Origin of the sequence: Pseudomonas sp. ATCC 43928 (genome assembly GCF_005938665.2) — a bacterium.
In the GTDB taxonomy this organism is placed as follows: Bacteria; Pseudomonadota; Gammaproteobacteria; order Pseudomonadales; family Pseudomonadaceae; genus Aquipseudomonas.
Map to the genome: position 1 here is coordinate 3,768,682 of NZ_CP041753.1, position 20,441 is coordinate 3,789,122.

19 protein-coding genes are annotated in these 20,441 nt (G+C 60.3%); 9 read left to right on the forward strand and 10 right to left on the reverse strand.

The window, feature by feature from the left end:
- Positions 1-247: 247 nt before the first annotated feature.
- From FFH90_RS17125 to FFH90_RS17140, 4 genes are all read right to left on the reverse strand, one after another.
- On the reverse strand, positions 248-919 hold the full coding sequence (locus FFH90_RS17125; protein WP_018926145.1) for a DUF3313 domain-containing protein: 672 nt from the start codon (positions 917-919) through the stop codon (positions 248-250).
- A gap of 120 nt (positions 920-1,039) precedes the next feature.
- Complete coding sequence (locus tag FFH90_RS17130; protein ID WP_138867703.1) at positions 1,040-2,008, reverse strand: hypothetical protein; 969 nt, start codon at positions 2,006-2,008, stop codon at positions 1,040-1,042.
- A gap of 86 nt (positions 2,009-2,094) precedes the next feature.
- Positions 2,095-2,589, reverse strand: a complete 495-nt coding sequence (locus tag FFH90_RS17135; RefSeq protein WP_018926147.1) for a DUF934 domain-containing protein — start codon at positions 2,587-2,589, stop codon at positions 2,095-2,097.
- On the reverse strand, positions 2,586-4,259 hold the full coding sequence (locus tag FFH90_RS17140; protein WP_064618180.1) for a nitrite/sulfite reductase: 1,674 nt from the start codon (positions 4,257-4,259) through the stop codon (positions 2,586-2,588). The genes FFH90_RS17135 and FFH90_RS17140 overlap by 4 nt, the downstream gene beginning before the upstream one ends.
- A 264-nt stretch (positions 4,260-4,523) precedes the next feature.
- On the opposite strand from FFH90_RS17140, the gene ccoN reads away from it, so the two are divergent.
- Together ccoN and FFH90_RS17155 are read left to right on the forward strand one after the other, a co-directional pair.
- Positions 4,524-5,951, forward strand: a complete 1,428-nt coding sequence (gene ccoN, locus FFH90_RS17150; RefSeq protein ID WP_026286424.1) for a cytochrome-c oxidase, cbb3-type subunit I — start codon at positions 4,524-4,526, stop codon at positions 5,949-5,951.
- A 15-nt stretch (positions 5,952-5,966) separates the two neighbouring features.
- A complete protein-coding gene (locus FFH90_RS17155; protein ID WP_138867705.1) occupies positions 5,967-6,188 on the forward strand; it encodes a cbb3-type cytochrome c oxidase subunit 3 in 222 nt (73 codons plus the stop codon).
- A 144-nt stretch (positions 6,189-6,332) separates the two neighbouring features.
- On the opposite strand, the gene FFH90_RS17165 is transcribed toward FFH90_RS17155, so the two are convergent.
- Both FFH90_RS17165 and FFH90_RS17170 read right to left on the reverse strand, forming a co-directional pair.
- Positions 6,333-6,827, reverse strand: coding sequence for a hypothetical protein (locus FFH90_RS17165; protein WP_064618184.1), 495 nt, complete (start codon positions 6,825-6,827; stop codon positions 6,333-6,335).
- Between the two features lie 70 nt (positions 6,828-6,897).
- The gene (locus tag FFH90_RS17170; RefSeq protein ID WP_111453557.1) at positions 6,898-7,674 is read right to left on the reverse strand and encodes a helix-turn-helix domain-containing protein; all 777 of its coding nucleotides are present in this window, start codon (positions 7,672-7,674) and stop codon (positions 6,898-6,900) included.
- A 78-nt stretch (positions 7,675-7,752) separates the two neighbouring features.
- On the opposite strand from FFH90_RS17170, the gene FFH90_RS17175 reads away from it, so the two are divergent.
- Positions 7,753-8,445 (forward strand): aspartate/glutamate racemase family protein, encoded by a 693-nt coding sequence (locus FFH90_RS17175; protein ID WP_064618188.1) that lies wholly within the window; start codon positions 7,753-7,755, stop codon positions 8,443-8,445.
- A gap of 1 nt (position 8,446) precedes the next feature.
- Here the strand turns inward: FFH90_RS17175 and FFH90_RS17180 are convergent, their stop codons facing one another.
- From FFH90_RS17180 to FFH90_RS17190, 3 genes are all read right to left on the reverse strand, one after another.
- The gene (locus FFH90_RS17180; protein WP_138867706.1) at positions 8,447-8,965 is read right to left on the reverse strand and encodes a GNAT family N-acetyltransferase; all 519 of its coding nucleotides are present in this window, start codon (positions 8,963-8,965) and stop codon (positions 8,447-8,449) included.
- Between the two features lie 106 nt (positions 8,966-9,071).
- Positions 9,072-10,058: a LysR family transcriptional regulator gene (locus FFH90_RS17185; RefSeq protein ID WP_138867707.1), complete on the reverse strand. Its 987-nt coding sequence runs from the start codon at positions 10,056-10,058 to the stop codon at positions 9,072-9,074.
- Between the two features lie 92 nt (positions 10,059-10,150).
- Positions 10,151-10,591: a carboxymuconolactone decarboxylase family protein gene (locus FFH90_RS17190; RefSeq protein WP_018926156.1), complete on the reverse strand. Its 441-nt coding sequence runs from the start codon at positions 10,589-10,591 to the stop codon at positions 10,151-10,153.
- A 207-nt stretch (positions 10,592-10,798) separates the two neighbouring features.
- Here FFH90_RS17190 and FFH90_RS17195 point away from each other — a divergent pair, with 207 nt between their 5' ends.
- The 3 genes from FFH90_RS17195 to FFH90_RS17205 all read left to right on the forward strand — a co-directional run bounded on the left by FFH90_RS17195 (position 10,799) and on the right by FFH90_RS17205 (position 13,352).
- Complete coding sequence (locus FFH90_RS17195) at positions 10,799-12,232, forward strand: PLP-dependent aminotransferase family protein (protein ID WP_018926157.1); 1,434 nt, start codon at positions 10,799-10,801, stop codon at positions 12,230-12,232.
- Between the two features lie 123 nt (positions 12,233-12,355).
- Entirely contained in the window at positions 12,356-12,649 is a 294-nt protein-coding gene (locus FFH90_RS17200) for a putative quinol monooxygenase (protein ID WP_018926158.1), read from the forward strand.
- Between the two features lie 283 nt (positions 12,650-12,932).
- On the forward strand, positions 12,933-13,352 hold the full coding sequence (locus FFH90_RS17205; protein WP_138867708.1) for a cupin domain-containing protein: 420 nt from the start codon (positions 12,933-12,935) through the stop codon (positions 13,350-13,352).
- Between the two features lie 103 nt (positions 13,353-13,455).
- Here the strand turns inward: FFH90_RS17205 and FFH90_RS17210 are convergent, their stop codons facing one another.
- Positions 13,456-18,363 carry an NAD-glutamate dehydrogenase gene (locus FFH90_RS17210; protein ID WP_018926160.1) on the reverse strand — a complete coding sequence of 1,636 codons (4,908 nt, stop codon included), beginning with the start codon at positions 18,361-18,363 and terminating at the stop codon, positions 13,456-13,458.
- Between FFH90_RS17210 and FFH90_RS17215 the strand changes: the two genes are divergently transcribed.
- The 3 genes from FFH90_RS17215 (at position 18,338) to FFH90_RS17225 (ending at position 20,439) form a co-directional block, all read left to right on the forward strand.
- On the forward strand, positions 18,338-18,757 hold the full coding sequence (locus tag FFH90_RS17215; protein ID WP_138867709.1) for a hypothetical protein: 420 nt from the start codon (positions 18,338-18,340) through the stop codon (positions 18,755-18,757). The two genes, FFH90_RS17210 and FFH90_RS17215, sit on opposite strands and share 26 nt — an antisense overlap.
- Before the next feature lie 121 nt (positions 18,758-18,878).
- On the forward strand, positions 18,879-19,232 hold the full coding sequence (locus FFH90_RS17220; RefSeq protein ID WP_086946140.1) for a hypothetical protein: 354 nt from the start codon (positions 18,879-18,881) through the stop codon (positions 19,230-19,232).
- 247 nt (positions 19,233-19,479) lie between these two features.
- Positions 19,480-20,439 (forward strand): MoxR family ATPase, encoded by a 960-nt coding sequence (locus FFH90_RS17225; RefSeq protein WP_007941298.1) that lies wholly within the window; start codon positions 19,480-19,482, stop codon positions 20,437-20,439.
- Positions 20,440-20,441 lie beyond the last annotated feature (2 nt).

The following is a 20,441-nucleotide window of genomic DNA, read 5'->3' on the forward strand; positions in this document are numbered from 1 at the left end:
CTTCATGCAGGCCATACCGAATGTCATCTTCGGAAAATGAGGAAACGTCTATGAAAGGTTTGCTTCGCGTTGCGGGATTCAGCCTGATGGCGCTTTTCGCAAGTTGTGGTGTCGGTGCCCAGACAATGCAAAGTCATGCGGCGCCGGTTGCGCTCACTGTCATACCGGCCGACATCCCGGGGGAATAGCCAAGGGGATTGATCGTTCCCATGCCTGGGAACGATCTTGCGCGAACAATGAACCCGCGTTACTTGGACTTGAATTTTACAAACGACTGATTCATGTCCGAAGCCCAGCCATCGATCACGTTTTTCACGTCATCGGCTTTCATCACCTGAGCTTCGTTTTCCAGCGGTTTGCCGGTGCCCTTGCGCACCACCTGGGCGATGACTTTGTTGGTGCCGCCATCGAGAAACACCGCTTCGGTGGCCAGATCGGTTTGCTGATCGCGAGCACCGCTGGCGGTGGTGACGGCCGCTGCCACCAGGGCGATCGGGATCACTTCATATGGCTTGAGGCTTTCGGTCTTGCTGCTGACGGCGGTGATCGCCGCACGCACCACGATAACGCCTGGGCCGGGGCCGCTGGCCAGTGGCAGGGATTTACCCAGTTCGCGCTTGAGCGCTTGATCGTAGTAGCTGGTGATGCCGTTCAACGTGGTCTGAGGGATTTTCGCTGTCGGTTGCGGTTTGGGATAGAGCTGAGTCGGCTCGATGTAGGCACTGGTGTATTTGTTGACGTCGAGCTTGGGATCGACCCAGCGCATCACCACGGCGCCCGATGGCGACTTGGCTTCCTTGAGCTGGCTGTAGTCCTTGAGAAAGCCGGAGTACTGGTCTGGCTCGACGACTTTGCTGGCGCAACCCGCCACCCCGAGAGAGGCGATGCACAGTGTGCTCATCATTAACGCAAGCTTCATGCTTTAACTCCTGTCAGAAGGACGGCAACGGTATTGCCTACGAGAGTTACAGGTATAGCTAATGCCCGGCGTTTTTGTATCGAAAATCACAATTTTCAGCTCTCGCCACGGTCGCGATAATCACCACGAAGACCCGCTTTTCGCTGCCAACTCCCGCCGGCTATTGGCCCGCATCGCCTTGATCAACGATACCGTGCCCACCAGGATGATCACCGCGCCGAACAGGAAGTCGATGGTGTACAACTGGAAATCGTTCAACGGCCCCACCAGGAACACCCGGATCGCGCCAATACTCACCAGCGTCGCGAGAAAGTCGATGCCCGGCTCGTCGCGATAGAACACGTGCAGCAGCGGCAGGCACATCACCAGCAACAACAGCAACACAATCACCTTGAACGAGCCTTTGCGCTCGACGCTGAACGCGCATTCGTTGGCGCCGTAGGGCTTGTAGTCCTGCTCACTGATCAGCGAATTTTTCTCGTTGATGTACTCGACACGGTTGTACTTCTGGATCGGCGTAAAGGTGTTGGACATCTGCATGCTGGTGGTGACGTTTTTGAAGCGCAGGTCGATGCGCTCGTTACCCTTGAGGTAGTACAACACCGGTTTGTAACCGTAGCGGTAGGTGTCGAACGGAAAGTCGGTCGCACGCCCCTGGACGTCGATGGGCCGGGGCTCAAGTTCGGCGTAGGCACTTTTGTTGACTGAAGACAGGTTGCGGCTCAGGGGTTTGATCTTGACCTGTTCCATGAAAATCGGCGCAACGCCGTAGGACCACTGCAGCGGCTCCATGCGCAGCCGCAGTTCGTTGCGGCCCAGGTCGTAGCGATCAAAGGTGCGCTCGGAAACGACAACCGCCCCCGAGAGCATGAACTCGCCGCGAACGTTGTTGGTGATGCGCAGCGACAGTTGATCCTTGCCCAACCCGCCGCTATCGCTGGCCGGCGGCGTGCCGCACCAGGCGTAGCTGTCGAACGCATCCCCGAGCTGGCCGTTACGGTTCTCTTTGAACACATAAAAATAACTGCCCCACAGGGCCGCCATCAGCAACAGCGCTATCAACCCTAAAATCTTCTTGCCCGCGCCCAAACCAGACTCCTTTCTTCACCGACTCCTTATGAGACGCGGACTCTATCAAAATGCCATCACTGGCCCAAGCAAAAGATCTCGATGCCCTACCGCCGCCGAAACAACGGCCGCGGCTCGATCACCGAACGCCCATACAACACGCTCATCCCCGCCAGTCCCTTCAGCGCATCTTCGGCAGACTTGTCTTCACGCACGGCAAAGCTGTCGAAACCGCATTGGCGCATGTGGCTGAGTTGATCACGCAGCACATCGCCAATCGCGCGCAATTCGCCTTGCCATCCGAATCGCGTGCGCAACAGATAGGCCTGGCTGTAGGCACGTCCGTCGCGAAAACTCGGGAAGTCCAGGGCAATCAGCGGCAGGTCGGGGAACCACGGAATCAGATTTGTCACTTCGTCGTCAGGACCGAGCCAGACACCTTCGAGCGCGGTTGTGGTGTCGGCGTTAAGGGCCAGCCACTGGGGTAACGGCAGGATCAGCGGCCCGGCCGGCGGTTCACCGGTCGTTTCACGAATCAACTGCCACGGGTCATCGCGCACCCACTCGGCACCGCCCTCTCGCAAACGCAGCAGATTGTTCATGCCGACACCTCCAGCACCTTTGGATAAACCCGTTCCTTGAATGGCTCCAGACCGATGCGCGCCAGGGTATCGACGAACAGTTCTTCGCTCTCGCGGTAGCGCACGAACGTGCCGATGATCCGTTCAATCACATCGGGCACTTCGGCGGCACTGAAGGACGGGCCGATGACCTTGCCCAACGCGCTGTCCTTGCCCTGGGCGCCGCCGAGGGTGATCTGGTACCACTCGCTGCCGTTCTTGTCGACGCCAAGGATGCCGATGTTGCCGATGTGGTGATGGCCGCAGGCGTTCATACAGCCAGAGATGTTCAGGCTGATGTCGCCCAGGTCATGCAGGTAATCCAGATCGTCGAAACGCGCCTGAATCGCTTGCGCGATGGGGATCGACTTGGCGTTGGCCAGGGCGCAGAAGTCGCCGCCAGGGCAAGCGATGATGTCAGTCAGCAAGCCGATGTTGGCACTCCCCAGGCCTTGCTCGCAGGCCAGGCACCACAGCGCGTAAAGGTCTGCCTTGGGCACGTCCGGCAGGACGATGTTCTGTTCATGGGCGATGCGGATTTCGCCGAAACCGAACTGCTCGGACCATAGCGCCACCGCTTCCATTTGTTCGGCCGTGACATCCCCCGGCGGCGCGGCGATACCCGGCTTGGTCGACAGCACCACACTGGCGTAACCCGGCACCTTGTGCGGCTGAACGTTGCGCGCCACCCAACGGGCGAACGCCGGGTGCTCGGCCAGGCGCGTGCCGAAGTCCAGGTCGGTGCCGGCCAGTGAACGGTAATCGGGTGGCACAAAGGCGCTGGCGACACGCTCATACTCGACGTCGGTCAACTGCGCCGGGCCGTCCTTGAGGTGTTGCCACTCCTCCTCCACTTCCTTGGCGAACGCTTCGATCCCCAGGGCCTTGACCAGAATCTTGATCCGCGCCTTGTACTTGTTATCGCGCCGTCCGTGGCGGTTGTAGACCCGCAGCACCGCCTCGACATAAGACAGCAAATGCTGCCACGGCAAGCCTTCGCGAATCTGCAGACCGAGAATCGGCGTACGCCCCAACCCGCCGCCAACGATCACCCGCAAGAGCATTTGCCCGCTATCGTCGCAATAAAGATAAAGACCGATGTCATGCATCATGATCGCCGCGCGGTCCTGTTTCGCCGAACAGATGGCGATCTTGAACTTGCGCGGCAGGAACAGGAATTCCGGGTTGATGGTCGACCATTGCCGCAGGATCTCCGCCAGCGGACGCGGGTCCATCAGCTCGTCCGCCGCAACGCCGGCGAAGGCTTCGGTGGTGATGTTGCGCACGCAGTTGCCGGAGGTCTGGATCGCGTGCATTTCCACTTGGGCCAGGCGTTCGAGGATGTCCGGGACCTGGGCCAGTTCGATCCAGTTGAACTGCATGTTTTGCCGGGTGGTGAAGTGGCCGTAACCACGATCGTAGTCCCGGGCAATGCTCGCCAGAGTGCGCATTTGCCTGGCGCTCAGGGTGCCGTAAGGAATCGCCACGCGCAGCATGTAGGCGTGTTTTTGCATATACAGGCCATTCTGCAAACGCAGGGGCAGGAACTCTTCTTCGCTCAATTCGCCGGCCATGAAACGTTCGACCTGATCGCGAAACTGCGCAACACGCTCGAACACCAGGGCCCGGTCATAGTCATCGTATTGATACATGTGGCTACCTCATCAGGATTGATCGGGCTCTGCGGCTCGCTCTCGAGGTAGCGACTATGAACCTGCGGCACAGCACGTTACAGATTCAGCTAAACACTAAAAAACCGTATCAGGACGCGACTGATGGCCGCAGGCATGCCCTGCATCTGATCCGTATAAATGAAAGTTTCCTGAGACTGTTTTGTTTCCGGCAGGGTTTCTACAGTTCATCGCATGCCAGACCGGGTGGCCTGGCAAGACTTTGCAACCGTGGAAGAACTGACCATGAGCACAGCAACAATCGGACTGGCCTATAACTACAAGGTCGTCCGCCAATTCGTCGTGGCAACCGTGGTATGGGGCGTCGTCGGGATGGCGATGGGGGTATGGATCGCCTCGCAACTGGTATGGCCCGAGATGAACCTCGACCTGCCGTGGACCACCTTCGGCCGCTTGCGCCCGCTGCACACCAGCCTGGTGATTTTCGGCTTTGCCGGCAGTGCGCAATTCGCCGCCAGTTACTACGCCGTGCAGCGCACCTGCCAGGTTCGGCTGTTCTCGGACAAACTCGCTGCATTCACCTTCTGGGGCTGGCAATCGGTGATCGTGGTGATGCTGATCAGCCTGCCGCTGGGCTACACGACCACCAAGGAATACGCCGAGATCGAGTTCTCCGGCGCGGTGTGGATGACGGTGGTCTGGCTCGCCTATGCCATCGTGTTTTTCACCACCGTGGTGCGCCGCAAGACCAAGCATATCTACGTCGGCAACTGGTTCTTCGGCGCGTTCATCGTGGTGATCGCCATGCTGCACGTGGTCAATCACCTGTCGATTCCGGTGGACTGGTTCAAGTCGTATCCGGTGTACTCCGGGGCCACCGACGCCATGGTGCAGTGGTGGTACGGGCACAACGCGGTGGGCTTTTTCCTCACCACCGGGTTCCTCGGCATGATGTATTACTTCGTGCCGAAACAGGTGGGTCGGCCGGTGTATTCCTATCGCTTGTCGATCGTGCACTTCTGGGCGCTGATCACCCTGTACATCTGGGCCGGTCCCCACCACCTGCACTACACCGCACTGCCGGACTGGGCGCAGTCCCTGGGCATGGCGATGTCGCTGATTCTGCTGGCGCCGAGCTGGGGCGGTATGATCAACGGCATGATGACGCTGTCGGGGGCCTGGCATAAGTTGCGTACCGACCCGATCCTGCGCTTCCTCGTGCTGTCCCTGGCCTTCTACGGCATGTCGACTTTCGAAGGGCCGATGATGGCGATCAAGACGGTCAATGCCCTCTCCCACTACACCGACTGGACCATCGGCCACGTGCACGCCGGCGCCCTCGGTTGGGTGGCGATGATCACCTTCGGCGCCATCTATCACATGGTCCCGAAAGTCTTTGGCCGCACGCAAATGCACAGCGTGCCGCTGATCAACCTGCACTTCTGGCTGGCGACCATCGGCACCGTGCTGTACATCGCCTCGATGTGGGTCAACGGCATCACCCAGGGCTTGATGTGGCGTGCAATCAACGACGACGGCACGCTGACTTACTCGTTCGTCGAGGCGCTGCAGGCCAGCCATCCGGGCTTCATCGTGCGGTTTGTCGGCGGGGTGTTCTTCCTCAGCGGCATGCTGCTGATGGCTTATAACGTGTGGCGTACGGTGCGGGTTGCGGATGTGAAGATGGCCGAACTTGAAGCGCAGTATGCCTGAGGCAAGGAGCCTGACATGATCGAAATGGCGTTGAATCTATTGGGCGTGCTGGGTCTTTGGCTGGCGATCGAATACTGCTTGAAACAGCAGACGCCCGAGAGCCTGGACGATGCCAGCCTGATTCCGTTTGCCGATGACCCCGAGGTGGCGCGGCGGGTGGAATTGGCTACCGGCAAGACAGTGAAAGCGGTAGCGCCGCAAGAGTTGAAACCTGGCTGGGGCAACCTCGAAATCTGAGGTACACCCAATTCACTGGGGGAGCGGGCTTGTGGCGAGGGGGCTTGCCCCCGTTGGGCCGCGCAGCGGACCCAAGACCTGCGAGCGCTGCGCACTCGAACGGGGCGGTACGGCGGTCCGACAAGCCCCCTCGCCACACAGGCATTAGTTGCGCTCGCGGGGAATCAGGCTCTGCAGTTGCTGCGCCAAAAAGTTTGCATCGAAGGCAAACGTGTCCGGGTCTTTCAGGCCGTTGGTCTTGCGCCATTGCCAGGCGCTGGACGGTGGCAGGCACACCAGCGAAATACTGCCATAGCGCGCCGCGGTCAACCCCATCACGGCAAGGGAAATCTGCCCACCAACGCCCATCACGTCCGGCACAAACTCCACCGGTTTGCCGGCGATAACGACGCTCAGTTTCTCGGTCTTGAACGTCGACGTCTCCACCGGCACACTCGGCCCGGATGCGACATACGCCTCGCGGCTCACTTCCAGCAGGTTCGGTGCCAGGACCGGTGCCAGCCACTGCTGGATCTGATCGAACAACTCCCCGATGCGCGTCGCCCACACGGCCGATTGCGCTTCAAACAGTTGCTTCTTGTGCGCTTCGCTTTCTGCGTAGTGGCGAAGCATCTCGCCCAGTTGCTGTACGTCGTCCATTGCGGTGTTCCTTTGGTTGAAGCGGTGCTGCGGACTTTGAGCATGGCAGATGCGCGCTGCCGGCGTACGACTAAAAGCGCGAGCGGTACTGGCTTGGGGTCATGGCCAGGTATTTGCGAAAGGCACTGCCCATGTGGGACTGATGGGCGAAGCCAACATCCAGAGCGATGCTGGCCAAGGGCAGAGCCGTGCGCTCGATCAGCCTGCGTGCGGCCTGAAGCCGCACTTCAATGAGGTAGGCGTGAGGCGTCAGGCCAATAGCCTGGGTGAAATCGCGCAGAAAGCGCAGTTCGTTGTGCCCATAGGTGACAGCCAATTGTTCCAGCGTCAGGGGGTGCTGGAACTGCTCGGCGATCTGTTCCATGACTCGGGCAAAGGCCTTGGGCGTGGCACGCTGCGTTGTATCGGTTATCGAACCCGCGACGCCAACCAGCGCCGCGGCACATTGCTCAAGCGCCAGCAGGTCGGGCTGCGTGGCGAGCAACTGACGACGAATCTCACGTGCGATGGTCAGCGCACGTCGATTGCCGCAAGACTGCACACGGTGGGCGACACTGGGTAATTGTTCGCTGGCGAACTGTTCGTCCAGCCGCATCAACAGATACTCGCCACCGCTGGCCGATTCGGAAAACACCTCCACGCCGACCGGCGTGTACGCCAATACGCCCGGCCAGGTATCGAAATCCGTCCGCCGGTCAGAATCGATCGCATGCACGCCCTGCTGACGTTCCAGCGTCACTCCGAGGGTTTGTGACTGCGCCGGATCCCGCGCACTGTAAGGCGCACGGGGCAAGAGTTGCAGGCAGAGTCTGCCGCCCAACAGGTTCTCGCTCAGCACACCGGGCATGTGAAATTTCCTGATAGATCGGAACAAGGATCCACTGGACACTCTCTCGCAAGGGTTTGCCATTCACAGGAGCATGACATGCGCACCATCGGCCTTATCGGCGGCATGAGCTGGGAGTCCAGCGCCGAGTATTACCGTCTTATCAACCAGCAGGTACGCGACCGCCTCGGGCCGTTGCGTTCGGCGAAATTGCTAATGTACAGCGTCGACTTCGGCCCTGTCGAACAGGCCCAACATGCCGGGCGCTGGGACGATGCGGCGGCGATTCTGGTGGATGCCGCGCAACGCCTGGAGGCTGGCGGCGCCGACTGCGTGGTGTTGTGTACCAACACCATGCACAAGGTGGCCGGGCAGATTCAGTCTGCGATTGATATTCCGTTCCTGCACATTGCCGACCCGGCCGCTCAGGCGGCGCTGGACGCCGGTGCGCTGCGGGTGGGCCTGCTCGGTACTGCATTCACCATGGAGCAGGACTTTCTCAAGGCACGTCTGACGGCCAAGGGCCTGACGGTGCTGGTGCCGGAGGCTGAAGAGCGTCAGGCGGTGCATCGGATCATCTATGACGAGTTGTGCGTCGGGGTCATCAGCGAGGCGTCGCGCCAGGTCTATCAAAGGGTGATCGAAGCGCTGACCGAACGCGGCGCCCAGGCGATCATCCTCGGCTGCACCGAGATCGGCCTGCTGATCAAACCCGAGCACAGCGCCCTGCCCTTGTTCGACACCACCGAACTGCATGCGCAGGCGGCGGTGGCGTTTGCCTTGGGCGACTGACTCAACCTTCCTTGGGCGTGCGACGCAAGCGCGCCATGCTCAGGGTATCGACCAAGCGACCGTCACGCACGGCATAGTCGCGGAACAGGCCTTCGGTCTCGAAGCCGAATTTTCGGTACAGGCCGATGGCCGCTTCGTTGTCGGCGTACACCGAGAGTTCGACCCGTTGCAGGTTCATCCAGTTGTCGGCGACATCGAGCGCCGCCGCCAGCAGCTTCGAACCGACACCCTTGCCTTGCCAAGCCACGGCGACACCCATGCCGAAGCTGCCGGCGTGGCTGCGGCGAACTCGCGAAAACTGTTCCAGACCGATGTTGCCGATGACCGTTCCCTGGTGCAGCGCCACCAGTTTCACCGCCCGTTCGTTGTCGACCATCAGGCGTTGGCGCCAGACCTCGGTGGACTGAAACGGCATCTGCAGCACCTGACGGGCCACAGCCGGGTCGTTGTAGAGGGCGGTGACACCCTCGATGTGGGATTCGTTGAAGCGTTCGAGGGTAATGACGGGGTCGGCGGGCATGAAAGTTTCGTCCTTGATGCGTACATGGCCGCTTACTCTATAACGGTGCAAACCTATGTGGCGAGGGGGCAAGCCCCCTCGCCACATAAGTGTTCTTGCCAGAAGCTCAGTCGAGCTGCTCGAACCACTCCCGCCGCTCGTTGAAGGTATTGCGGATCAGCTCGACAACTCCCTGCACCTCGGCCTCATTTCGGGAGTCGGCATTGACCGCCATCCACACCTGGCGCTGCATCGGTTGGTTGAACAGCCCGGGCAACGCCAGCAGCCCTCGATCGAATCGGCTCATGTAGTGCGGCAACAAACCGATGCAAGCGCTGCAACGGATCATCTCCAGCATCAACTCATAGGAATGCAACTGCACCACCCCCGCCAAGCGCTGCTCCACCAGACGGTTCCACGGCCCAAAGGTCTCGACCTGGCGGTCGTGCTGCCATTGCACCAGCATGAAGTCGACCAGGTCACCCAGGCTGTCCGGGCGGGCCGCGACCCGTGAATAGCGCTTGGCGATGTGCGGCAGATAGTCCAGCCGCGCAAGCCGCTGGGGCTCGCTGACAGCAAAACTGGGGCTTGGCAATGGCGAATCGGTGCCCGCCAGCCACACCACCACATCGGCGCTGATCGCCCGCAGGGACAACTCGCTGTCGAGGGAAATGATGTCCAGGCGCACACTGGCGTTGCGCCGCAGCAGCGAGACCAGGTCGCGACCGAGGATGTCGTGCAGGATCGACTCGGCCACGGCCAGGCGAATCAAGGGCTGTTCGATCACCGGCAAGTCGCGTTCACGGGCCAAGGCCATCAACTGCGCCTGAAGCTGCAACCCGTCACGACTGAGGGCAAAGCCATTGCCCGAATGGCAGAACAACGAGCGCTGCAGTTGTGTTTCAAGTTGCGCCAATTGTTTACGCAACTGGGTCGACTTGATGTTGAGACTGCGGGACGCCTGCATGAAACAGCCACAGCGGGCGGTGACCCTGAAAGACTGCAGCAACACCGGATCGATTCCGGCTATCCGTGAGTGTAAGGCGTTACTGTGTTCTACGGGCGAATGGTACTCGGCCACGCCCTGACGCCCGGCGGATTCCATGAATGACATTGATGACTCCCTGTCGATCTGTCCTTGAGCGTTTCATCCTGCTGATCGTTCATGAACCTGATGTGACAAGCGGGCAAAAACCAAACCGATAATCAACCGCCGGGGGTTTGCCGAAAACTCACCGCCAGGCGATTCCAGCTGTTGATGGCGCTGATGGCCATCGTCAGGTCGACCAATTCCCCTTCACCGAACTGCTCCCGGGCCAGTGCATAAACATCGTCCGGCACATGGCTTTGCGCGAGCAGGGTCACCGCTTCGGTCCAGGCCAGGGCCGCCCGCTCCCGAGGGCTGAAAAAGCCGCTGTCGCGCCAGACCACGATTGCATACAGCCGCCGATCGGTCTCGCCGATACGACGTGCGTCCACCGAGTGCATGTCAGTGCAGAAGGCGCAGCCATTGAGCTGCGAGGCGCGGATCTTGATCAGGTTCAGCAACGCCGGTTCGATGCTCAGATCACGGGTCAAGGCCTCCATGGCGATCATGGCTTTCATCGCCTTGGGCGATGCGCTGTAGTAATCCAGGCGAACGGTCATGGCGGCGGCCTCGTGGCGCGAATCGGTATCTCCACGTTAGGCGCTGATGCACGAGCGTTACAGAGCCAATTCAGCGAAAAAGCCATGGACCGCCCGACAGAAGACCAATCGCCGGTTTTTCACCCACACAACTTCTGTGCAGTCACTCATGCAGGTAATCTGGCGCGACGCACAGTCGCCTCACAATCGCCCAGGAGCCCCGCCGGTATGGAACTTCACGTTGTCATCAACGGCCGCAAGGATCTGGCAGGCCAGCTGTACCGGCAACTGCGCAGCGCCATTGAATCCGGGCGCCTGGCAGCCGGCACGCAGCTGCCGCCCAGCCGTTTGCTGGCCGAACAACTGGGGATTTCGCGCAAGACCATTTCCGACACGTATGCGCAACTGACCTACGAAAACTTCCTCACCGGGGTGATCGGCAAAGGCACCTACGTCAATGCCCGGGCGGCAAAAGTCGTCCGTAAACAGAGCCATTCGGAATTGGCCAGCTTCGATGTCATCGAGAGCTGGCGCAAGTTGCCGACGTTCTTGCGCCACCCGACGCTGGAAGGCTCGCTGCGCTACGACTTTATCGGTGGTGCAACCAGCAAGGGCCAATTTCCGCAGGACGACTGGCGCCGTTGTACCTCCCATGCCTTGCGCCAGATCGCCGGCTCCAAGGGTTTCTACAGCCAGCCCGAAGGCCTGCCGGCGCTGCGCAATGCAATCGCACAGCACATCGCATTTTCCCGCGGGGTCAATTGTCGGGACGAAGACGTGGTGGTGTGCAATGGCGCGCAGCAAGCGCTGGACCTGATTTCCCGGGTGTTGACCCAACCGGGCAGCCTCGTGGCCATGGAGGACCCCGGTTATCCTCCGGCGCGCCTGTTGTTCGGGACTCATGGCGCAACGGTGGTCGGCGTGCCGGTCGATGCGCAAGGCATCCAGGTCGAGCACATTCCCGACGGCACGCGGCTGATTTATGTCACCCCCTCGCACCAGTTCCCCTTGGGCATGCCCATGAGCCACGAGCGTCGGCTGGCGCTGCTGGAGCGGGCCCACGAACTGGGGGCGATCATCATCGAGGACGATTACGACAGCGAGTTCCGCTATGAAGGACGGCCCACCGACTCGCTGCAAAGCCTGGATGAACGCGGCATCGTCGCCTACGTCGGCACCTTCTCGAAGACCCTGTTGCCGGAGTTGCGGCTGGGGTATGCGATTTTGCCGCCGGCGATTCTCGAAGCGGTGATCAGCGCCAAGCAACTCACCGACCGGCACACCTCCACCCTGCCCCAATGGGCGCTGGCCAAGTTCATCGCCGAAGGCTGTCTGCTCAAGCACATCCGGCGTTGCCACACGATTTACGCCGGGCGCCGCGAACGGATCCTGGCGAGGATGGCGGGCGACCTTTCGCCATGGTTCGAAGCGGTGCCGACCACGGCCGGGTTTCACATGGCGGTACTGTGCAAGGTGCCGGTCGATATTCCATTGGTGATCGAACTCGCGAAAAAAGTCGAAGTGGGGCTCTATACCCTGGACGATTTTTTTTACCAGCAAACGCCACGGGCCGGGCTTTTCCTGGGATTCGGGGCGATCGAAACCCTGGACATCGACATCGCCCTGGACCGTTTGCGGGACATTTTGCAGCAGGTTGGTTGAGGGATTGGTCTGCGGTTTTATCCGGTGATTGGCTATTGGCGGCCCAAGGGGGCAGGCCTATCCTGCATGAGCGTTATCCCTCAATGAGCAGGATTCGTCCGGCCTGATTCAGGAGTGTGAGTAATGTCCAACCAAGTGTTCAACACCGTAAAGATACGAGCTGCCGCCGGTCGCTCGGACGAACTGGGCAAACAACTGCAAAAGATTGTCGACACCCTGCGCGAACTTCCGGGCTGTGACGGCTATATGGTCGACCGCTGCCCCGAAGACGACACCCGCTGGACGGTCAGCGCCCGCTGGCAATCGGAAGCGGCCATGCAAGCGCATTTCAATCGCCCCGAAGTGCAAGGCTTTATCGGCCTGATCGACAGCCGACTGGCCAATGCCGTCGACTTCAACAGCTTTCCTATCGTCTGACAAACACCTGTGGCGAGGGTGCTTGTCAGATCGCCGCACCGTCCCGCTCGTCTGCGCAGCAGACGTAAACCCAGCGAACGCAGTCTGTCTGGCCCTTTGCGCCCACCGGTTTTGGGGCCGCTGCGCAGCCCAACGGGAGCAAGCTCCCTCGCCACAGTTCATCACCCTTTAGCTCTTCGCACTCGTGATTGGTCCCCTCACCTTCCGGAAAATTGGCCGTTTGATTGCCCGACGGCGCGGCTTACCGTGGTCCCTGACGACTCACCACCACAGGTAATCCACCATGAATGCACTTCGTTTTTTTGCCGCCTCTCTCACCGCCCTGGCCCTGAGCGTTTCAGCCTCGGCATTCGCCGACAAAACCGCCGCCCCTTCGGAAAACGTCACCATTCTGCAGGACCAGATGCTAAAAAACGCACCTGGCAAAAAAGCCTTGATGATCGAAGTCGATTACCAGCCGGGCCAATCTTCCATTGCCCATAAACACCAGGGTACGGCCATGGCCTACGTGCTGTCAGGGGAGATCACCTCTCAAGTCAAAGGCGAAAAAGCGACCACCTACAAGGCTGGCGAATTCTGGTACGAACCGGCCGGTTCGGAACATCTGGTCTCGAAAAATGCCAGCGCCACCCAACCCGCCAAGCTGTTGGTGTTCATGGTGTTGGCCCCGGATGAGAAAGTGTTGATTCCTTTGCAGAACTGATCGCTGAGGCGAAGAGGCCCGACCAGCCCCCCCCCAAAAAAAACCGTCAGGCAAAAAAAAGCCCCGTCTCTCTCGAGACGGGGCTTTTTCATTCAACGCTCAATCAGGCAGCCGGTTCCAGCTCGGCACCCGCAGTAGCGGTGATAACGGCAGGTACTACCGTTTGACCGCTCAACGCGACATCCAGCAATTCACGGTTGGCCACCGCGTACATGGCGTAATCAGTGCCGCTGGCGGCACGGATTTCCACCAGCATGGCGCGCCAGCGTTCGATCATGCCTTCGTTCTGCTCCATCCACAGCTCCAGGCGTGTTTCCACGTCCTGGGTGCCGTCGCCCTGTTGCAGGACCGAGATGGTGATCGCACGTTGTTGCCAGTCGACGTCATCGCGGAACGCTTCACGGGCCAGGGCTTGCCAGTTGTTTTCAACCGGCAGGGCGCTGATCTGTTGCAGGTACCAGGTGATGTCCAGCGCACTGCCCACGGCGAAGTAAGCCTTGGCCACATCCGCCGGGTCCTGGCCGGTCACGTCGGAAGCCTCGATGATCGGCAGCAGGGTGTACAGGTGCGTGGTGCCAGCCACCATGCGTGCCAGCAACTCCGGCACACCGGCTTCGACGTACGCCTGATAGCGAGCTTGCCAGGTGTCGCGAATCTCGCCACTGAGCAGTTCGTCAAGCTTGAGGCCCAACTCCTTCAGGTGCGGACCGAAATGCGCGACGTCACGGGCGGCGTTCTGCTCGTTGCGGCGGGCACGCAGGAACCAGCGCGTAGCGCGACGGCCCAGACGCATCAGCTCGTCCATCAGCTCCAGTTGTACGTCGGCCGAGACCTGATAATCCAGGGCTTCGATCTGACGGAACCAGTGCGGGAGGTGGAAAATGTCACGCACGATCACATACGCACCGGCCACGTTCGCCGGGCTCATGCCGGTCGACTCTTTGAGCCGTTGAACGAAGGTGATGCCCATGTGGTTGACCAGATCGTTGGCGATCTGGGTGCTGACGATTTCGCGCTTCAGGCGGTGACGGCGCATGGCGGCAGAGAACTTGCTGACCAGCGTCGGCGGGAAAGCGGTTTCCATGTCGCGGGTCAGGTAGTCGTCGTCCGGCACCAGGGAGCCCAGCAACTGCTCCTTGAGGTCGATCTTGCTGTAGGAGATCAGCACCGACAGCTCGGCACGGGTCAGGCCATGGCCTGCCGCGACGCGCTCGTTGATCGCGTCTTCCGACGGCAGGAACTCGATGGCGCGATCCAGCTTGCCACGGGCTTCCAAATCGTTCATCAGGCGCTTGTATTCAGCGATCCGTGGCAAGGCACGACGGGCCGCCAGCGACAATGCCTGGGTCTGCTTGTAGTTGTTGCCCAACACCAGGCCACCGACTTCGTCGGTCATGCTCGCCAGCAACTGGTTACGCTGCTTGTCGGTCATGTCGCCGGCCTGAACCACTTCGTTCAGCAGGATCTTGATGTTCACTTCGTGGTCGGAGCAGTCCACGCCACCGGCGTTGTCAATGAAGTCGGTGTTGGAACCGCCGCCATTGAGGCCGAACTCGACGCGACCCAGTTGGGTCATACCGAGGTTACCGCCCTCGCCCACAACCTTGCAGCGCAGTTCGTTACCGTTCACGCGCAGTGCATCGTTGGCCTTGTCGCCGACATCGGCGTGGCTTTCGCTGCTGGCTTTGACGTACGTGCCGATACCGCCGTTCCACAACAGGTCTACCGGTGCCTTGAGCAAGGCATTGAGCAGTTCGGTCGGGGTCAGCTTGTCGGCCTGAATGTCGAAGCGCTCTTTCATCTGCTCGGAGATGGCAATGCTCTTCGCGCTACGGGAGAAGATACCGCCGCCTTCGGACATGATGCTGGTGTCGTAATCCGACCAGGCCGAACGCGGCAGGTCGAACAGGCGCTGACGCTCGGCGAAGCTGCTGGCAGGCTCCGGGTTCGGGTCGATGAAGATGTGCAGGTGGTTGAAGGCTGCGACCAGTTGCAGCTTGTCGGACATCAGCAAGCCGTTACCGAACACGTCACCGGCCATGTCGCCGACGCCTACCACGGTGATGCTGTCTTCCTGGACGTTGATACCGCGTTCGCGGAAGTGGCGTTGTACGCCGACCCACGCGCCCTTGGCGGTGATACCCATTTTCTTGTGGTCGTAACCGGCGGAACCGCCAGATGCGAACGCGTCGCCGAGCCAGAAGCCGTAGTCGATGGCGATACCGTTGGCGATGTCGGAGAAGGTCGCAGTGCCCTTGTCCGCCGCCACCACCAGGTACGGGTCATCGTCGTCATGGCGCACGACGTTGGCCGGTGGCACCAGCGCACCGTCTTTCAGGTTGTCGGTGATGTCCAACAGGCCCGAGATGAAGATGCGGTAGCAGGCGATGCCCTCGGCCGCGATCTCGTCACGGCTGCCGCCCAGTGGCAGGCGACGCGGCAGGAAGCCACCCTTCGCACCCACCGGCACGATGACCGAGTTCTTCACTTGCTGGGCTTTTACCAGGCCCAGGACTTCGGTGCGGAAGTCTTCTTCACGGTCGGACCAGCGCAGACCGCCGCGAGCCACGTTGCCGAAGCGCAGGTGCACGCCTTCGACGCGCGGCGAGTAAACGAAGATTTCAAACTTCGGAACCGGCTTCGGCAGCTCTGGAATCTGGTGCGGGTTGAACTTGAAGCTGAAGTAGGACTTGTTCTGACCGTGAGCATCGGTCTGGTAGAAGTTGGTCCGCAGGGTCGCCTTGATCAGGTCCAGGTAACGACGCAGGATGCGGTCTTCGTTGAGCACCTGAACATCGTCCAGTGCGCTCAGAATCGCGTGTTCCAGGCGTTGTTGCTTGTCTTCCAGGTCGTCACTGGCCAGCTTGCGCGCCAGGTAGAAACGGGTTTTGAACAACCGGGTCAACTCGCGAGCGATGTCGGTGTGGTTGTTCAGGGTGCTGGCGATGTAACCCAGGTCGAAGCCCAGACGGATCTGCTTCATGTAACGGGCATAGGCGCGCAGCAGCGCCACGTCGCGCCATGGCAGGCCGGCGGTCAGTACCAGACGGTTGAACGCATCGTTCTCGGCATCGCCACGCACGATGTGGACGAAAGCGTCCTGCAAGGTGTCGTTGAGTTGCTGGATGTCGAGTTCCAGGCCTTCGGCAGCCGTGAACGCAAAGTCGTGGATCCAGAACTCGCGACCGCTGTTGTGGCGCAGGCGATACGGGAATTCACCCAGTACGCGCAGGCCGAGGTTTTCCAGGATCGGCAACACATCGGACAACGCCAGCGGCGTGTCGGCGTGATACAGCTTGCAGTGCAGCTCACGTTGGCCCGATACCTGACCCAGCGGCTGATAGAAGCTCATCACCAGCGGATTCTTTTCGCTCAGGCTCAGCAGGTGCTGCATGTCGACCACAGCCGAGTGGGCGGCGAAGCGCTCGCGGTAACCAGCCGGGAAGCCTTTCGGGAAGTCGGCCAGCACGTTGGTGCCCTGGGCTTCGCCGAAGCTCTCGACCACCAGGCTGGCGTAGTCGTCCTGCCAGCTGCGGCAGGCCTGCACCACTTCTTTTTCCAGCAGAACCGGGTCGATGTCCAGACGGTTCTTCGGGTCGACCCGCAGAATCAGCTGCACACGGGCCAGCACGGATTCGGAGAAGAAGGTCCAGAACTCGCAGTCAGAGGCTTTCAGACGATCCATCAGCACTTGCTGGATCTTCTGGCGCACTTCGGTGGAGTAGATGTCACGCGGCACATAGGCCAGGCAGTAGCAGAAACGACCGTACGGGTCTTTGCGCAGGAATACGCGGATCTTGTTGCGTTCCTGGATCTGCACGATCGACATCACGGTGGCGAACAACTCATCCACCGGCGTCTGGAACAGGTCATCGCGAGGCAACACTTCAAGTACCTGGGCCAGTTCCTTGCCCAAGTGAGCCTTGGCCTGGAAGCCCGAGCGCTGCTCGATGATCTCGACCTTGCGACGGATGTAAGGAATGACCCGCACGCTTTCGCCATACACCGACGAGGTGTACAGGCCCATGAAGCGGCATTCCTTGATGACCTTGCCGTTGGCATCGATCTGGCGGATCGACACGTAGTCCGGGTAGGCCGGACGGTGGACACGGCTTGGGTGTGCCGCCTTGGCGAACGACAGCGGCGTCGGTTCACGCAGATAGTTGACGGCGTAGTCTTCGATGCGCAGGTCATCGACGGTCAGGCCGGCGCGCAGCAGCTTGGTCAGGCCGAGGAACGAGCTCTGGTCATAGTCGATGTGACCGCCGTTCTGATCCTCGCCCACCACGAACTCTTCGTAGCCCAGGAAGGTGAAGTGGTTGCCCACCAGCCATTCCAGGAAGCTCTTGATTTCGGATTTTTCTTCGGCGTCGATGGCGAACTGGCTATTGTCGATGCCTTCGATCAGCTCCTGGACCTTGGCTTTCATCGGTTCGAAATCGGCGACCGCAACGCGGACTTCACCGAGAACCTGCTCCAGCTCTTTGGTCAGGACATTCAATTCGGCCGTGTTGGCGCAACGGTCGATTTCCAGGTACATCAGCGATTCTTGCAGAATGCCTTCACCCTGGGTGCCTTTCGGCAGGATTTCCAACAGCTCACCCTTGCTGCCGCGACGCACGCTCAGCACAGTGGTTTGCAGGGTATGAATGCTGTAGCCGCGACGGTTCAGCTCGGTACGCACCGAATCCACCAGGAATGGCAGATCGTGGTGCAGCACTTCGACCGCGGTGTGGGTCGACTGCCAGCCGTGGCGTTCGTAATCGGGGTTGTAGACACGCACTTGCGATTGAGCGTGATCGAAGCGCTCAAGCAGGCGCCATGCAGAAAGGGTGCAACCGGCGAGGTCGGACAACCGACGTTGGGTCAGCTCGTCGAGGGAAATGATGCCGAAAAATTGTTCGGCGAACAGCGCCACTTGTGGCAGTGCCTGTTCACTGATGTGCTGCGCCAGTGCCGCTTGCAGTTGGTGCTGGAAGTCGGCTTTGCTGGCTGCGGTGAAGAACGCCATCTGTGGTACTCCGCTTGGGCTTGTTATTGATGGAAGCGTCGCGTGCAAACCCCTTTCGGGGCAATCCGTCACCCTGTTCCTGATTCTCGGGCAGAGGAAACAGGACGACAGTTGGGTGAAGCTGGACGAGACACTCAGGTCACATTCACCTTCCATTGAATGGGCATCTGCAAAAACGACTGGCGGGGCTACCATCGCAGCCATCGTCAATGCCTTTACGGGTGCTCATCCGTTGCGCAGCTTAACCAGTGCGGCAAGGGCCGTGCTTGCAGCGCTGCGACATATTCGGTCATCGGCACGTAACTCGTGGCATGCGCCTCGAACAACACTAGCAGCCGTGCAGAAAAATGGGCGTTTTATGCCCGGTTTTACGGCACCTTCGTACCAGAAATGACTCGAGATGCATCGGATGTTCACGACACATCCTCAGACACTCAGCCAAGCAGAAATTCCCGAGGGCTGGCAGAATTGCCGTTTGTTGTGTTCACAACGCTCGCCGAGCCAGGATTTTTCCCATGCAAATCACAACCGACCTCTTGATCGTCAACCCGTGCGATGACGAAGAAGACAATCTGGCCATGCTCTGCTGCACCAGTGCCGAGGGCGAAATGTTCCTGATGAGCCGCTTTCCGGACGAGGACGAGCTGGAGATCATCTTCCACGACAAGCCTTCGGCCCTGGATGGCGTGAAAGTCACCCTCAGCCCTGACCGTCTGCTGATCGAAATCGCCGCCGTGGACGCCGATGCGCTGGGTGGCAATGATTCGCTGGAAATCCTGCACAGTACCGATGCCAGCGATCTGGCTGAGGTGGAAGAAACCTTGCAGAACATCCTCAATGGGATTGGTACTTACATCAGCGAAATCTGATGGCGGTTTAGTGATCGTTCCCACGCTCTGCGTGGGGATGCAGCCTGTGACGCTCTGCGTCACGATTTTAAAGCGGGACGCAGAGCGTCCGGTGATGCATTCCCACGCAGAGCGTGGGAACGAGCGTTAATCCGCACATTTCTACAAAATGCCGTTAGTCGGCGCCCCCCGCGATGGATTAAAGTAACGCCCCCAGCCCTGGCGTTATTCGAACGTCTTCGGTCACCCTTTCCAGGAACAGTCATCGATGGAACATCGTGAAGCGCTGCTCGCGCTGCGAACCTTTCTTTCAACGCAGATTCTCGGCCAGGAAAAACTCATTGAGCGCTTGCTCATCGCCTTGCTCGCCGACGGTCACATGCTGGTCGAGGGCGCCCCGGGGCTGGCCAAGACCAAGGCCATCAAAGAACTCGCCGAAGGCATCGAAGCACAGTTCCATCGCATCCAGTTCACCCCCGACCTGCTGCCGGCCGACATCACCGGCACGGAAATCTATCGCCCGGAAACCGGCAGCTTCGTGTTCCAGCAAGGCCCGATCTTCCATAACCTGGTGCTGGCGGACGAAATCAACCGAGCCCCGGCCAAGGTCCAGTCGGCCCTGCTCGAAGCCATGGGCGAACGCCAGGTCAGCGTCGGGCGCAGCACCTACGAGCTGTCGCCGCTGTTTCTGGTCATGGCCACGCAAAACCCCATCGAGCAGGAAGGCACCTACCCGTTGCCCGAAGCCCAGCTCGACCGGTTCCTGATGCACGTGAAAATCGGCTTCCCCGACGCCACCGTCGAACGACGGATTCTGCAACAGGCCCGTGGCGAAGCACTGCACGGCGAAACCAAACCTGAACGCCGGGTCAGCCAGCAGGCGATCTTCGCCGCGCGCAAGGAAATCCTCGGATTGTACATGGCCGACGCCGTGGAGGAATACCTGGTGCAACTGGTCATGGCCACGCGGATCCCGGCCAAGTTCGACCCGGAAATGGCCGAATGGATCGCCTACGGCGCCAGTCCACGCGGTTCCATCGCCCTCGACCGTTGCGCCCGGGCCCACGCCTGGCTGGCCGGTCGCGACTTCGTCAGCCCGGAAGACATTCAAGCGGTGCTGTTCGATGTGTTGCGTCACCGCATCATTCTTTCCTTTGAAGCCGAAGCCGCTGGCATCGACCAGGACCGGGTGGTCCAGCGGATTCTCGACGTCGTAGCCGTCGCTTGACC

Coding starts and splice junctions, on each gene's coding strand:
- ccoN (WP_026286424.1), top strand. CDS start 4,524: ATGAGCACAGCAACAATCGGACTGGCCTATAACTACAAGGTCGTCCGC.
- FFH90_RS17200 (WP_018926158.1), top strand. CDS start 12,356: ATGTCCAACCAAGTGTTCAACACCGTAAAGATACGAGCTGCCGCCGGT.
- FFH90_RS17135 (WP_018926147.1), bottom strand. CDS start 2,589: ATGAACAATCTGCTGCGTTTGCGAGAGGGCGGTGCCGAGTGGGTGCGC.
- FFH90_RS17155 (WP_138867705.1), top strand. CDS start 5,967: ATGATCGAAATGGCGTTGAATCTATTGGGCGTGCTGGGTCTTTGGCTG.
- FFH90_RS17125 (WP_018926145.1), bottom strand. CDS start 919: ATGAAGCTTGCGTTAATGATGAGCACACTGTGCATCGCCTCTCTCGGG.
- FFH90_RS17165 (WP_064618184.1), bottom strand. CDS start 6,827: ATGGACGACGTACAGCAACTGGGCGAGATGCTTCGCCACTACGCAGAA.
- FFH90_RS17140 (WP_064618180.1), bottom strand. CDS start 4,259: ATGTATCAATACGATGACTATGACCGGGCCCTGGTGTTCGAGCGTGTT.
- FFH90_RS17210 (WP_018926160.1), bottom strand. CDS start 18,363: ATGGCGTTCTTCACCGCAGCCAGCAAAGCCGACTTCCAGCACCAACTG.
- FFH90_RS17190 (WP_018926156.1), bottom strand. CDS start 10,591: ATGACCGTTCGCCTGGATTACTACAGCGCATCGCCCAAGGCGATGAAA.
- FFH90_RS17180 (WP_138867706.1), bottom strand. CDS start 8,965: ATGCCCGCCGACCCCGTCATTACCCTCGAACGCTTCAACGAATCCCAC.
- FFH90_RS17205 (WP_138867708.1), top strand. CDS start 12,933: ATGAATGCACTTCGTTTTTTTGCCGCCTCTCTCACCGCCCTGGCCCTG.
- FFH90_RS17175 (WP_064618188.1), top strand. CDS start 7,753: ATGCGCACCATCGGCCTTATCGGCGGCATGAGCTGGGAGTCCAGCGCC.
- FFH90_RS17170 (WP_111453557.1), bottom strand. CDS start 7,674: ATGCCCGGTGTGCTGAGCGAGAACCTGTTGGGCGGCAGACTCTGCCTG.
- FFH90_RS17185 (WP_138867707.1), bottom strand. CDS start 10,058: ATGTCATTCATGGAATCCGCCGGGCGTCAGGGCGTGGCCGAGTACCAT.
- FFH90_RS17195 (WP_018926157.1), top strand. CDS start 10,799: ATGGAACTTCACGTTGTCATCAACGGCCGCAAGGATCTGGCAGGCCAG.
- FFH90_RS17220 (WP_086946140.1), top strand. CDS start 18,879: ATGCAAATCACAACCGACCTCTTGATCGTCAACCCGTGCGATGACGAA.
- FFH90_RS17225 (WP_007941298.1), top strand. CDS start 19,480: ATGGAACATCGTGAAGCGCTGCTCGCGCTGCGAACCTTTCTTTCAACG.